At 41.8% G+C, this 14,189-nt stretch carries 14 protein-coding genes and 2 pseudogenes; all 16 read right to left on the bottom strand.

Annotated features, from left to right (window positions below):
* Positions 1-12 precede the first annotated feature (12 nt).
* The 16 genes and pseudogenes from hpaB to hpaH all read right to left on the bottom strand — a co-directional run bounded on the left by hpaB (position 13) and on the right by hpaH (position 14,186).
* Complete coding sequence (hpaB, locus tag C6H66_RS17185) at positions 13-1,575, bottom strand: 4-hydroxyphenylacetate 3-monooxygenase, oxygenase component (RefSeq protein ID WP_105396213.1); 1,563 nt, start codon at positions 1,573-1,575, stop codon at positions 13-15.
* 358 nt (positions 1,576-1,933) lie between these two features.
* On the bottom strand, positions 1,934-2,401 hold the full coding sequence (locus tag C6H66_RS17180) for a hypothetical protein (RefSeq protein ID WP_105396212.1): 468 nt from the start codon (positions 2,399-2,401) through the stop codon (positions 1,934-1,936).
* Positions 2,402-2,736: 335 nt separating this feature from the next.
* Positions 2,737-4,773, bottom strand: a pseudogene (locus C6H66_RS17175) (RHS repeat-associated core domain-containing protein); the annotation flags it as partial.
* 241 nt (positions 4,774-5,014) lie between these two features.
* Complete coding sequence (locus C6H66_RS17170; protein WP_105396211.1) at positions 5,015-5,761, bottom strand: SDR family oxidoreductase; 747 nt, start codon at positions 5,759-5,761, stop codon at positions 5,015-5,017.
* A 272-nt stretch (positions 5,762-6,033) separates the two neighbouring features.
* Positions 6,034-6,348 carry a hypothetical protein gene (locus C6H66_RS17165; protein ID WP_040150267.1) on the bottom strand — a complete coding sequence of 105 codons (315 nt, stop codon included), beginning with the start codon at positions 6,346-6,348 and terminating at the stop codon, positions 6,034-6,036.
* Positions 6,349-6,393: 45 nt separating this feature from the next.
* Entirely contained in the window at positions 6,394-6,696 is a 303-nt protein-coding gene (locus tag C6H66_RS17160) for a contact-dependent growth inhibition system immunity protein (protein WP_046396120.1), read from the bottom strand.
* Between the two features lie 45 nt (positions 6,697-6,741).
* Positions 6,742-7,062, bottom strand: coding sequence for a contact-dependent growth inhibition system immunity protein (locus tag C6H66_RS17155; protein WP_105396210.1), 321 nt, complete (start codon positions 7,060-7,062; stop codon positions 6,742-6,744).
* A gap of 126 nt (positions 7,063-7,188) precedes the next feature.
* Positions 7,189-7,497: a contact-dependent growth inhibition system immunity protein gene (locus tag C6H66_RS17150; RefSeq protein WP_105396209.1), complete on the bottom strand. Its 309-nt coding sequence runs from the start codon at positions 7,495-7,497 to the stop codon at positions 7,189-7,191.
* 126 nt (positions 7,498-7,623) lie between these two features.
* Entirely contained in the window at positions 7,624-7,917 is a 294-nt protein-coding gene (locus C6H66_RS17145) for a contact-dependent growth inhibition system immunity protein (protein WP_046396118.1), read from the bottom strand.
* 16 nt (positions 7,918-7,933) lie between these two features.
* Positions 7,934-8,803, bottom strand: a complete 870-nt coding sequence (locus C6H66_RS17140) for an RNase A-like domain-containing protein (RefSeq protein WP_105396208.1) — start codon at positions 8,801-8,803, stop codon at positions 7,934-7,936.
* A gap of 2 nt (positions 8,804-8,805) precedes the next feature.
* Positions 8,806-9,286, bottom strand: a pseudogene (locus C6H66_RS17135) (Hcp family type VI secretion system effector).
* Between the two features lie 262 nt (positions 9,287-9,548).
* Positions 9,549-9,860 carry a YjeO family protein gene (locus C6H66_RS17130; protein WP_046396115.1) on the bottom strand — a complete coding sequence of 104 codons (312 nt, stop codon included), beginning with the start codon at positions 9,858-9,860 and terminating at the stop codon, positions 9,549-9,551.
* A 313-nt stretch (positions 9,861-10,173) separates the two neighbouring features.
* Positions 10,174-11,064 (bottom strand): 4-hydroxyphenylacetate catabolism regulatory protein HpaA, encoded by an 891-nt coding sequence (gene hpaA / locus C6H66_RS17125; protein WP_065391248.1) that lies wholly within the window; start codon positions 11,062-11,064, stop codon positions 10,174-10,176.
* Positions 11,065-11,088: 24 nt separating this feature from the next.
* Positions 11,089-12,465 carry a 4-hydroxyphenylacetate permease gene (hpaX, locus tag C6H66_RS17120; RefSeq protein ID WP_105396207.1) on the bottom strand — a complete coding sequence of 459 codons (1,377 nt, stop codon included), beginning with the start codon at positions 12,463-12,465 and terminating at the stop codon, positions 11,089-11,091.
* A 98-nt stretch (positions 12,466-12,563) separates the two neighbouring features.
* On the bottom strand, positions 12,564-13,370 hold the full coding sequence (gene hpaI / locus C6H66_RS17115) for a 4-hydroxy-2-oxoheptanedioate aldolase (RefSeq protein WP_105396206.1): 807 nt from the start codon (positions 13,368-13,370) through the stop codon (positions 12,564-12,566).
* A gap of 12 nt (positions 13,371-13,382) precedes the next feature.
* Positions 13,383-14,186 (bottom strand): 2-oxo-hept-4-ene-1,7-dioate hydratase, encoded by an 804-nt coding sequence (hpaH, locus tag C6H66_RS17110; protein WP_046396111.1) that lies wholly within the window; start codon positions 14,184-14,186, stop codon positions 13,383-13,385.
* Between the last annotated feature and the right edge of the window lie 3 nt (positions 14,187-14,189).

Here is a 14,189-nt window from a genome sequence, read left to right as displayed (position 1 = left end):
TCCTGCTACCGATTATTTCAGCAGCTTATCTAACTGGTTGATATCGCTATTATTGTATAAGTGTGGTCTACGCCAACCGTGCTGATCATAATCAGCAAGGCAACGATCAACCATATCCATCATTTTTTTCATATTGCCGGAGCCATGAGCATGGCGCAGACATTGCATTCGAATTTCATCCTGACTACCGGCATAGTTGATTTCGTACAACTCGTGACGACCGCCAAATTCACTGCCAATGGCGTCCCACATCAGTTTTAAAATCTTGATACGTTCAACGTGATCGATACCGTTGGAACCCCGAACATACCGGGCCAGATATTTATCAATTTCAGGGTTGTTCATATCACGTACACTAGATGGTAGATAAATTAGGCCACTGGTGACGTTACTTTCAATAATATTCTTAATCTTAGTGTAGGCCATTGGCGCCATAACGCGATAAGTTTGTATTGCCTGAGTATCCGGCATATAAGCGCCGCTTTTCCACGGTTTGGCTTCTGCCCACATCGCGTCGCTCAGTGACCAAAACAGGTTACGCCATGCAACCACTTCGCCTAGGTTAGCTTGAACTCCCCGGAATTCGATCACGCCGGTACATTCCAGGCTCCTTTGTAGCAGAGCAGTAATAAAATCCAGCTTCACCGCCAGCCGTATACAAGCCTGTAATGGGAACAGGCTGGTGAAACCCGCTTGAATCGCCCAGTTGCGCGCGCGATCGAAATCACGGTAAATCAGGATATTTTCCCAAGGGATAAGTACTTTATCCATTACCAGAATTGCATCGTTTTCATCAAAACGGCTGGATAAAGGATAATCGAATGGAGAACCTGTTGCTCCTGCTACCAATTCATAAGAACCGCGGGAGATCAATTTCACGCCTTCCGCATCCATTGGCGCGACAAACATCAGAGCGAAATCAGGGTTATCCCCCATGACTTGTGCGGAGCCGAAACCGATAAAGTTATAGTGGGTCAGGGCCGAGTTAGTCGCTACCACTTTTGCGCCGCTGACGATGATACCGGCATCAGTCTCTTTTTCTAGCTTAATATAGACATCACGTGTCTCATCAGCGGGTTTATGACGATCGATTGGTGGATTAACAATAGCATGGTTAAAGTAAACGCCTGTTTCCTGAATACGTTTGTACCAGGTACGGGCATTATCAGCGAATTGACCATAATATTCAGGAAATGCGCCGAGTACGTTGCCGAAGGCCGCTTTATAGTCAGGTGAGCGACCCATCCAGCCGTAGGTTTGACGCGACCACTCAGCAATAGCGTCACGTTGTTGGCGCAGATCATCCGCACTGGTAGCAAAGCGGAAGAATTTGTGGGTGTACCCGCCATTACCGGTATCGGTATTCCAACACAGGACATCATGAGTTTCCGGGGCGTGCAGGGCATCGTACAACTGACCGATTGAAGCAGCAGAATTACGGAATGCGGGATGTGTGGTGACATCTTTTACGCGTTCGCCATAAATATAAATTTCGCGGCCATCTTGAAGGCTTTTCAGGTACTCTTCACCGGTGAAAGGACGTTTTTTGTCGGCGCGAAAATCTTCTGGTTTCATGTCTACCTCACAGTCGTCATAAAAGGCGCCGGTCTTGATATAATATAATCAATATTGGCACGGAAATGTTAATTTAATGTTTGTTTTGTGTTTCTTAATTGAAGCTTTAGAACGGCGTTTCTTGAATAGATTTTCGGAAGGTTCGCTGGTACTTTTCGTTGGGAAGGATGATTTATTATTTAAAGTGTGATCCAAGCGAGATTTTGGTGATTGTTATTTCAAGGTCTTTTTTGTTGGTTGGATTAATCAGATTCGTGGTGATTTTATTATTGAGTTTGGTGACCGTTTATACGGTCACCTTTAGTGGGATAATAGTTATATGAGCTTATGTACCGGAGCCTTGATTAAGGTACAGAGATTAATGTGTACGCAATTTTTTATTTCTGGATGATGAAGGGGCCTCTTCCATGTTTGCACGCTTTACCGGTGGACGTTTTTTAGCTGTAACTAATCCGATGCTATATTTATTTTCTTCATAATGTCCCTCGTCACCAATTTCACCTCGAAATTTACTTATGTTCCTGATAAACATTGCGTTTACCTTTCTCGTCTTTTCTAAACGCTGGCCTGGATTTCTTTTAGGTTCAGATAGATCTGTAAGAATTGAAGCGGCTACTTTTTTATCTTTACCATATACAACAGCTATTGCGGCACCAAAATGAAAAGGATATGCCCCTTCTTCACTTTCTGTTTTCTCCGCGATCATTAACCCTTGTTTTAAATCTGGCAGGTCTGTGTTATCCGTGGATTTTTTTAATGGTAGAACGTCTTTTAAATCTACGTCTGATGCGTTTTCAATTGATGTATTTCCGAATTTTACGGACATTATTACTCCTAGATCTGCTTCACCTGCTGCTTCTTGGGAGTAAGGAAATGGTTTAGTTTCATGTTTATTGTATAAAATATCAAGGGTATACTCTGTGTTGCTGATACAGCTTATGGGTAGGTTTTTTTTTGAACGTTAATATCGACTCATTTTTTTCAATTTGTCTATCGAATAATTCTTCTGGCACATTGAGGCCATATTTTTTTTTCTTCTAGCAAAGTATCTACAGGACCGAAATTCAAGAATTTATTGCTGACTCTTATTTGTGTTGGTCCTGATTCTTCTTCTGGGTTATCTATTTGTATATTAAACCCAAAAATCTTGTGAGTTTCAGAATTAAGCCCAGAAATATCAACCAGTGTTGACGGATTATTTCTCACCATCCGGTACAGATTCAGACCATCCACAGTTCCAGCCGGATCGGCGCTTAACCACCTACCAACCCACGGCTGATAATAGCGGTAGCCGTAATAATAGAGCCCGGTAGCATCGCGTTCTTTACCTGAGTAACGGAGGATTTTGTAGCTGGCTTCTATTTGATTTCTCGCTGCCCATAGCGCTGTACCGCCAAATGGATAATACTCTTCCTGACTGATAATTTGTCCTTCGTTATCCAGTTCAAGTTGACTGGAACCAATCAAATTATCATAGCTATAACGGAGTTGATTGTTATTGATACCGGCTGGTGGCGTAGTTTCCCAGTGTAGTACCCGCACTTGTGCGTGGCCTGCTGCTCCCACGGTAATAGCATGCAGGTCTTCTGATGTCGTGGTCCCATTTTGCGTTGTACGTAGCTCCAATCCGGGAAGATAAGTTACTCGTTGCTGCTGCGTGCTGTTGCCAGTCTGCTGCTCACTGACTTTTAACCGTCGCATGCCGTCGTTGCCGTAACGATACCATTCCCGATCGCTGGCGCTCTCGCGACTGACTGGCGTTACCTGTTGTAGTTCACCTCGTGTATTCCAACTCAGCTCTTGCCCCGGTAACAATTTTGTTTGATGTCCGCCGGCATCAAACAGTGCATCCACCTGTGTTGGGTCTGAGGTTAGCGAACTCAGCACTGCCCGATTACTGCGATTCGAAACGGTAATATCTGTGGTGTAGTTATTTTGGGCGGCGGGCGAACTGTGCCGGATTTGAACCAGATTGCCGCCGCGATCGTAATTATAGCTGCGAGTATAGTTGGTATATGAGTTTTCATCAGTAGGAAGAGGGATGATTGGCGAAGGAAGTTGGTTGCTTTGCTGGCCGATGTTAGCCATCTCACGTCCTGTTGCACTGATAAGCTGATACAGGGAATCGTAGGTGTAGGTATTTTCAGGGACTATTTTCTGATTGCGCCAGAAGCGGGTGGCTTCTGCATCATTACGGACACTAATAATATTCCCTACAGGATCATGTTCATAGCGTAGATCTTGTAACACCTTGTTATCTGATTGACGGCGAGTGGTGGTACCGATCAATCTTAGAGTTTCCGGTTCATAGCTGTATTCAGTGATAACGCCGTTACCGTGTTCTTCACGCAGTTTCTGGCCTGCGGCGGAATAGGTCAGGGATTTGACAATGACTTGCTCACTTTGGTTTTTCAATGTCAGCCAGCTACCTTGTAATTGTCCTGCCACATTGTAAGCCAGACGTTGCATGTTGCCTTTTGCATCGGTTTGGGTCAGCAAAGCGCCGGTAGCATCAAAGGTGCTTTGTGTCGTGTAAGTTTCGCTATTGAGTTTGGTCTGCCAGAGGGTTTCATCGTTACCTGTCCAGTCTGCTTCCTGACCGTCGGCTAATAACTGACGGGATTGAGATAAGATGTTTTCTGTCAATGACAGGCTTTCCAGTTGCGTCACTCCTGCTGTGTCGTAGTGGCGCACATATTGGCCGGCAAGATTATGATCTTTCTCCGCCTGTGTATTACCAGCCCAAATAAAATGCTCAGTAACGCGGGGAGTCTGTTCTCCGGGGGCTTGTTCACTTACGGATAATAGACGGCCGGGCAGGGTATTAGCTTCATATTGTCGGGTCTGAATGGTGCCGGTTGCGGTTACAATCAACACTTGACGGCCTTCAATATCATTGAGGGAAACGGTACGGCCGGCATCGACACTTTCTGTCCGCAAAGTATCGCTGGTGAGATTGTATTGCCAGAGGAAGTTGGGGATTGTCGAGTTATTGGTTTGTTTGGCGTCATACAGCCGTGGATCAATGCTTTGGCTCAAGTGTCCTCGGACATCATATTGGTGGCGGGTAATACGAGTATCTGTATCACCTCCCGCGACAGTGCGGTGAAAATCGATGTTACGAATGGTCAGGCCACGATTATCGTAGACGTTAACGGTGGGCGTATGTTGATAAAGTTTTGGATCAATGTTTTTCATGATTTACCTCTTTGTTATATTTAAGAATTTCTGTCATCACAGCTTTATTTGCATTAAGCTGAATAGGTGTTTTGATATAGATAACAGTGATCATCACTGCTATGGATATGCTAATTCACCTAATTAATGATAGATCTTAAATAGTGATTTAAGATGACTAAAAATATGGAACTCCTTTTATTTTCTGATCTCCTTCTCTATGTATTGATAAATTCAGCTCAATTTATACTTGTTTTAAACGTTATTTCCCTCCGGCCAGATCGATAAAATTTCCTGTTACATATGAAGCTTCATCCGACAGCAACCAGGCGATAGCCTGTGCCACTTCTTTCGGTTGTCCGCCGCGTTTCATTGGTAAGGAATTTTTCACCCGATCAACTCGATTTGGCTCGCCGCCATCGCTATGCATATTGGTATAAATAAATCCGGGGCGAACAGCATTGACCCGAATTCCCTGATCTGCCACTTCCAGAGACAGGCCAATAGTCAAAGTATCGATTGCCCCTTTCGAAGCGGCATAATCTATATATTCGTGCGGTGATCCCAGTCGAGATGCTGCTGATGAAACATTGACGATTGATCCACCGTGACCACCATGTCGGAAAGACATTCTTTTAACCGCTTCCCGTGCACAGAGAAAACTGCCTACAACATTGGTGGCAAAAATATCATGCAGGCGATGAGCGGTTAATTGTTCAATCGATGCTTGTGGTTTTAATATCCCGGCGTTATTTACCAAACCGGTGATGCATCCGAGTTCGGCATCGGTTCTCTGGAAGAGTTCTACAACTTGTTTTTCATCAGCGACATCGACCTGAATGGCGATAGCTTTACCACCTATTTGACGGATAATTTCGATGACTTCCAGCGCTTGATCTTGATTGGTGTGGTAGCCAATACCAATGTGATGCCCTTTCTCTGCCAGATAAAAAGCGGTTGCTCGACCAATACCACGCGATCCACCGGTAATTAATGTAATTTTTTGCATAATATTCTCATTTAAAGTTTTATATTAAGAAATTAAATATCTAACGGACCGATATTAATAAAGTAAAACTGAATAAAAATCAAATTATTGCATATGGCATGGGGATATTTCCAATGTCTTTATTATTATTTATATAATTTTTTAGTTAAGAATGAAATAATCTATTTGTTATGCTATGGATTAGCATTGAATGACGCCTTTGAAGTATAATATATAATTAATCACCTTCAAAAGCGTTTTTTATTTGAATATCTTATGGATTCAAGGTTGATTTATTTATCCTTTTCATGGTGTTTATTCATATAATTTTGCATTATTTTAGATGATTCATTCAGATGTTCTAATACGGCGGAAATAGTTTCCCATAACTGTGGATTAGCTGAGCCATAATAATGAGTTCTAAAACATCCTCTTATATTTTTAGCACTAAGGATAAGATTATTAATATTTTTTAATAACATTAGTGGTGCAATATTAAGATAATTCCCTTGCAGCTCATTGAATATTTTTTGAAATGATTCATAATCATTCTTATCAACAGCATTTTTCATCTTATCTATGTACAGCAATTTTTCTCTCATATCCATTATATTTGACCTCTTTATTTTCTATCACGTTAAAAATTACTATGATTAGTCATCTTTATCCAAATATTCTTGTGCTAGTTTGGATACATGATTTAGAAAATCTAACGCCGTGGTTTCCCATAATTCAGGAACAAACTCATGGTAATTCAAGCTATGAAAGTCTTTTTCTACGTCATTAGAATTACGGCTGAAATTATTAATCTCTCTTATTAAATTTATTATAGTTATTGGGTAGTTTAGATAATCAGTTGCTATTTCATCTATTGTTTCACCAAATAACTGATAATCTTGATGAAAATAAGTCAGCGTTAAATCATCGATATATTTTCTTTCTATTTCCTTTTCCATTGAATTAAACCTCTTTGTTTATTTTTTTATTTAAGAATGCCTTAATTACTCATTTTGTTCAGTATGCTCGTTTAAATAATCTTGTGACTTGTTTGACACATGCGTTAGAAATTCAAGTGCTGTCATATTCCATACTTCCGGGAGAACGTCAACATCATGATAATGATAATTAAATGTGTTCTCTACATCTTCAGAAGAGTCAATAAGATCGTTGATTTCTTCTATTAACCCTTTTCTCATTCCCTGAGATGCGTCATTAAGAAAATCATTGATAACATCATCAAGCTCGGGACCTGATATTATATCGAAGTCCTGATTAAAATAAGCATGCATTAAAATATCTAGAAATGGATATTGTCCGGTCATTTTAATTGTAGCCTTTCATATTATTGCGATCTCCTAGTAACCGAAATCAACAGAATTACTTGAAATATATAAACTATTCTTATTTATTAAACTTCCTTGTTTATTTTTGAATTAAAAATACTGTAATTATTTATTTTTATCTAGATAATCTCGCGCTCTTTTGGATACATAATTTAAAAAGCCAAGCGCTGTGGCAGTGTCCCAAAAATCTGGGTCAAAGTCACTATAGTAGAGAGCATCAAAGTCTTTCTCTATATCTTCTGAGGTGTTAATAAAAGAATCAATCTCTTCTATTAATCTTTTTATCATTTCCTGAGTTGCAACATTAAGAAAGCAGTCTGTAACTTCATCCATAGTTTTTCCATACAATAAGTCATAATCTTGGCAAAAATAAGCGCCTACTAAGATGTCTAAAAATGGATATCGTCCGTTCATTTTAATTGTGGCCTTTCATATTATTGCGATCTCTTGGTAATCAAAATTAATAGAATTTCTTGAAATATATAAATCATTCTTATTGATTAAATTTCCTTGTTTGTTGTTGTCTGAAAAAACGTTTAATTATTCGTTTTTATCCAGATAATCTTTTGTTTTTTTTGATACATATTTTAGAAATTCAAATGCTGTGGTTTCCCATAATTTAGGGCAAAAGCTAGAACTATAATAGAGAGTTTGAAAGTCTTTCTCTATATTTTCTGAATTATGGATAAGAGACTCTATTTCTTCTATTAGCTCTTTCTTCATTGCTTCATTCGTGGTATCAAGATAGTCATTTATGACATCATCAAGCTCAGGGCCAGATATTATGTCATAGTCTTGATTGAAATAAGCAAACATTAAGCGATTTAGTTCCATTTTTTTTCCTAAGATATTAATATGCGGGAAACGCTGTTAATATATAATATAGTTTACCATTAAATTCGGAATGAGTTAAAACTATTCTAACTTTATATAATTTTTGTATGTCTTGGGAACCATTAACAATGCCAAAACCAACAGGTGTACTTGAAGCATATTCTATCTCTTCTTTTACTCCTTTTGGAGTATATTTTAGCAAGGTGGTTATTTTTATCTGATTATTTTTTAAGGCTTTTGAAATCACTTTCTCTGCCACATCTTGATTATAAAATGTGCTTGCTTCTTTTAATCTCCCTTTACTATTTAGTATCCTAGCCCTCAACTCCTGCTCCGATAACCCAACATGTTTAGCCAAAGTATGTCCACCCGGTTTTAAACCTGTAGGCGATTCATGTTCAATTAACTTAATTCGTCCTACTCGTACAGAGGCAACTCTAACAGCGCCCGCTATTGAAGCAAATGACAACGGTACAGCAATATCAACGGTGAGTCCTATTTCAGAAGCGGTATAATCATCAGCACCAAATTCTTTTGCTAATCTTACCGCCTCACGATAAGTTTCCGTCATGGTTTCTCTGCCAGTAATTACTTGACTGGCAGAAGCATTCATTACGTCAAGACTGTGTGCGCCGATAATAACGCAGGCAGCTTTGGTTAGGGTTGAAGGATCGGGCGCTAGACAAAGAGCGCCAGCGCCAATGAGTTCAACGACTCCTGCCGCTAAACCCGCGCCACCTAATATTCTATTACTCCAGGTCTCTTCCTCGGTAATAGTATTATCCGACAGGACCGCCGCAAGTTGCACAGGTGATAAAACAATTCGTAATCCATTCTCAGATTCTGAATCAACAGGAGTATCAGTTAAATAAGCGGCATTATTCATCGTCAATAAATCCTGTCATCCCAGAAGCTATAAGAACCGGTTGAACAAGCAAGATTGTTCCACGTGATATCTTTGTAAGTAAAACAGATGATTTCCTGTGGTACGCTGGCATTACTGTCTCTGGAATGCGGATAATTGCTTTTTATGCTGGATATCAAGGCGTGGCCTAGCCTGATAGAATAGTTTTTTTTCTAATCCTCCGGTTAGTGATGTGCGATAGTTTTCAAATAAACATTCCAGCTCTTCATTATCATCGAAGCTTCGCGCCAATAAAGGCGAAGATTTATCGATGGGTTTTATTACCATAACCGGATGATGGGATACGTGTTGTTCCCTCGTCATTAAATGTTGAAGCGAGTAAATAAAAATCTCATTCTCATGGCCGTGCTGGTAATTATTTCCTATAGAGTTTAAGGAGCCGCAGCCAGCGGAGATCAGTCCCTGTTTTTTGCCTTTCAATGTTAGATAAATGATATTTGACATATTAGTTTCTCCTAAATGAAATTTTTTCGACTCTATTGTAGGGTGTGTATAAAAGTCAACCAAAAATTTATAAATTTGGAATAATTTACATTTGTAAGGGGATAAAATAATAAAACCGGAATACTTATAAACATGGCGTCAAAGTATTTAAGAGGGAGATTAAAAATCCGGTATCCAGATGGCATGTTTGTAATAATCGAATAGCGGAAGCTGACATTCAGGTAGCTACTCAGTAGCCGCTACCTGAATATCTGAGATTATTTTAGGTACATACTATTAATCTGATGAAAAAACGCCATATCCAGTATCCTAGCAAGGCGAATGTAATGATATTAAGAGAGAGTGATTTGAATCTTTTTTTTACAGTTGCATAAATTAAGGGGGACATAATCAGTAAACATGTCGGAGCAAATACATCACGGTTATCATCTACCAGCTCTCTGTAAACAGTACAGAGATTATCTGTATCCTGACCACCGATATAATGCTCTTCTTCTAAGTATGACATCATATATATAAATAATGCACAAAAGATAGCATAAGTGATATTTAAAACTATGGCTGATTTGCTCATTCTCGAATTCTCATGATTATATGAAGTCTATGACATCAAAAGGTGGGAATCCGAATTCGCCTGTCATATAGTAAGGATTTTGCATATGTTGTGTTTCCTTTTCTTAAATTAATTTATTTATACCGGCACTCCGGTTGCCATCATTTATCCTTCACAAAGCTCCAGTGGGTTACAGAGTCTCAGTATATTCAGAATTTTAATTCTTGGAAGAGATTTTGTAATAAAAATGAATCAGTTTAGCACGAATTAATAGCATGAGATTTGCTGAACAGGCAGAATAAAATGCCGGGCTTGATATAATTAGCATGGATATTTATTTTTCGTGAATATTTCTTTCTCGCCAATGACTAGGAGAGCAGCCAACTAATCGATTAAAGAAGCGGGCGAAATAGGCTGGATCTTTAAATCCGAGCTGATAAGCAACTTCAAATACCGGGCAATCACTGAATAATAATAGCCGTTTGGCTTCACGCAGTTGACGATCGAAGATGAGTCGTTTCGGTGGACGGTTGGTAAACCTACGGCACATATCTTTTAATCGCGATTCTGTAATATCTAACTTATGGGCATATTCCGGTACGGAAAGATGATGATGATAATAATTGTCTATTAATTGGTTAAAGCGCTGAAATAACTTAATTTCTCCTCGCACGCCATTAATCGGGTGATCATCAAGAGGAATATTGCGTAATAACAGGGTAAATATAGCTTGTGCCAGGAATGTCAGCGATTGCTCTCGACCAATAAAGTGATTAGATGATTCGCGGGCGATTAACGCCCAATAGTGATTAAAAGCGGCCAGCTCTTCCGGTTTATCGGCGACGGATAAGCAAATAGCCGGAATATCAAGAATATCTTTATTGGCCGGATAGAGCGATTCCAATAACGGTAATATCAGATCTTGCCGTACGGTAAGGACATATCCGTCACTGTCATCTTGAGTGAAAAAAGCGTGAGGAACGGAGGGCGGAGTGAGAATAAACAGCGGTGCTTGTACAGAATAGTGTTGAGCATCCAACTGTAATTCAATATGGCCGGTGATCAAAAAATGAAGTTGGAAGAAACCATCGTGACGATGAGCTTGCATATTACGACCAAAAAATGCCGCCATTCGGCCAAAGGTCTGATAATGCACATCATCGGTGCCTTGGGTTTCATCATAATCCTTGCTGATATCAATATTGGCAATGATAGGCTCAGTCATGATGGTTGTTCCTTTTTATTGAAATTACTGCGCTGTTCTCTGTCTGGCGTGTTTCATCGGGATCAGACAGATAATGGCTGCGCCAATGACCAGTAACCCGGCAACGAAATAGAGACCGGTATTAAAGCTCCCGGTCTGATCTTTCAGCCAGCCGATTAATAATGGGCTAAGTGCTGAACCTATGTTACCTGTGGCGCTAATAACCGCAATGCCGATCGCTCTTGCGCGTAAGCTGATAGCTTGATCCGGCGTGGTCCAGAAAACCGCCATCGCGGTAAATGAACCGGTTGAAGCCATAATAATCCCAATCAGTTGAATGACGCTGTGGTGGGTCAATGAGGTCAATATCCAGCCCACGGCGGCGAACAGATAGGGTAGCGCTGTATGCGTTTTACGCTCTTGTAACCGGTCTGAACGACGACTCCAGTACACCATTCCGATGATGGTACAAAACTGAGGAATAGCGGTCAGAATACCGATCATGATGTTACTGCTGCCTTGATTGAAGCTTTGCACAATCTGTGGCGTCCAGATATTAATCGCACTCAGAGTATTAGTTAGGCAGAAGTAGGCCAGGGTATACATCAGCATGATCGGTGCGAAAATCTCACGCCATATACTGTGTTTTTGCATAGCCTGATGAGTTGATGAACTTGCCGGTTGAATCTGAGCGAGCTGGTCGTTATCCATCATCTCTTGTAAGCATTTTTTGTCTTCATCTGTCAGCCACTTAGCACGCTTTGGCGAATCATCAAGATAGAACCAAACGACAACTCCTAGTAGTACAGAAGGAAAACCTTCCAACAGGAATAACCATTGCCAGCCGTGAAGGTTCAGGAGGCCATCCATTTCCAGAATATAACCGGAAGCCAGAGAACCAAACGCCATTGTCACCGGCATTGCCACCATAAACAGCGCATTGGCACGGGCGCGATAGTAAGCCGGGAACCAGTAAGTCAGATATAACAGGATACCCGGCACGAAACCTGCTTCGGCGATACCGACCAGCATACGCAAGATATACAAACTGGTTGGTCCGGCGGCGAACATGGTGGCAGTGGAGGAGATCCCCCAAAGCACCATGATAGTCGCTATCCAGCGTTGCGCCCCGACAATGCTGAGCATGATATTGCTAGGAATACCGAAAATGACATAAGTGACATAGAACAGCGTTGCCGCCAGACCGAACATGGTTGCGTTCAGTCCAAGATCTTTACCCATTGTCAAGCCGGCAAACCCGATATTGATTCGATCCAGAAATGAGAATACAAATAAGACGAATAGGAAAATAATCAGGCGACGGAATAGTTTGTTAATGACGGATTGCTGTTGTGCCGTGAGTTGCTTATGTTGAACCGCGGGATTACCCGGTTGTTGCGCAGCGGTTGATGAATCGCTCATTGTCATTTTCCTTAATTGCTTTTTTATTTGTATTACATGGTCATGGCAAATCAAAAGGTTGTCGGGTAAATCGGTTGTTAATGTGGTATTGGTTGAGATTAATAAACACCGGATGAAGGTGTTGTCGGCAGTTCTTTATCCTTGATAAATCGTGCTGCCAGCGCTTCCGCTGTACGAGCCAGTAAAGTGGTATCAATACCAACGGCAACAAACAGTGCGCCGAGTTTCAGGTAATGCTCGGCAACATTGGGCGCTGACATCAGAATGCCCGGCGCTTTACCCGCCGCTTTGATTTGGCCGATTGCCTGCTCAATTGCCGCTTTCACTTCGGGGTGATGCGGATTATCGGTGAAGCCCATATCGGAACTCAGATCAGCAGGGCCGATAAAAACACCATCCACACCGTCTACTTTGAGGATCTCCGGCAGGTTACGCAGTGCTTCACGGGTTTCTACCTGAACCAGAACGCAGATCTCATCGTTGGCGCGATGTAGATAATCAGGCGTTCTGTTCCAGTGGGAAGCTCTTGCCAGAGCGCTACCCACGCCACGGATACCCTCCGGTGGATAGCGGGTTGCGCGAACCGCTTCATAAGCCTGTTCGGCGTTTTGTATCATGGGGATTAATAAAGTTTGGGCGCCGATATCCAGTAGTTGTTTAATGATGACCAGATCATTCCAAGGCGGGCGCACAATGGGATGGCTTGGATAAGGGGCGATGGCTTGCAATTGGCTTAAAATCGTCTGAACATCGTTCGGTGCATGTTCGCCATCAATGAGTAGCCAGTCGAAACCGGCTCCGGCCACTAATTCAGCGCTATAGGGGCTACAAAGCCCCAACCATAGACCGATTTGTGGTTGGCCTGCTTTTAATGCCTGTTTAAATTTATTGGTTAATCGATCCATATTTTTTCCTCCTTAAACAAAACGGCAACTGATAGCGCCGAGGGGGCCGTAATCTACGTGGAAGGTATCCCCTTTATTGGCTGGAACCGGGCGGGTAAACGATCCACTGAGAATGATTTGTCCTGCTTCAAGCTGAACGCCATGTGGAGCCAGTTTGTTTGCCAACCATGCGACACCATTAGCCGGATGATTAAGTACCGCAGCCGCGACGCCGGACTCTTCAATCACGCCATTGCGATAGAGCAGGGCGCTGATCCAGCGCAGATCAAACGCATCAGGTTTAATCGGCCGGCCGCCCATAATGACGCCGCCGTTGGCGGCATTGTCAGAAATCGTATCGAACACTTTGCGTGGACGCTTGGTTTCCGGATCGATGTTATGGCAACGGGCGTCGATCAGTTCCAACGCGGGAATGATGTAATCGGTCGCGTTGTAAACATCGAACAGGGTGCAGTTCGGGCCACGCAAAGGTTTTGCCAGAATAAATGCCAGTTCAACCTCAATACGGGGCACAATAAAGCGATCGCATGGAATATCACTGCCATCAGGAAAAAACATATCGTCCAGCAGAGCGCCGTAGTCCGGCTCGCTGATTTGTGAACTGGCTTGCATCGCTTTTGAGGTCAGGCCAATTTTATGGCCTTTGAGTACCCGACCTTCGGCGATTTTCAACTCCACCCAGTGACGCTGAATAGCATAAGCATCATCGATGGTGATTTCAGGGTAATCCAATGAGATCTGTCGTATTTGTTCACGACTTTTTTCTGCCTGATGCAGACGATGTGCAACCTGTGATACGACTTCTTTCTGTAACATGCG

Origin of the sequence: Photorhabdus hindustanensis, assembly GCF_002968995.1 — a bacterium.
GTDB lineage: Bacteria > Pseudomonadota > Gammaproteobacteria > Enterobacterales > Enterobacteriaceae > Photorhabdus > Photorhabdus akhurstii.
This window is presented reverse-complemented; position numbering and strand designations above follow the sequence as displayed.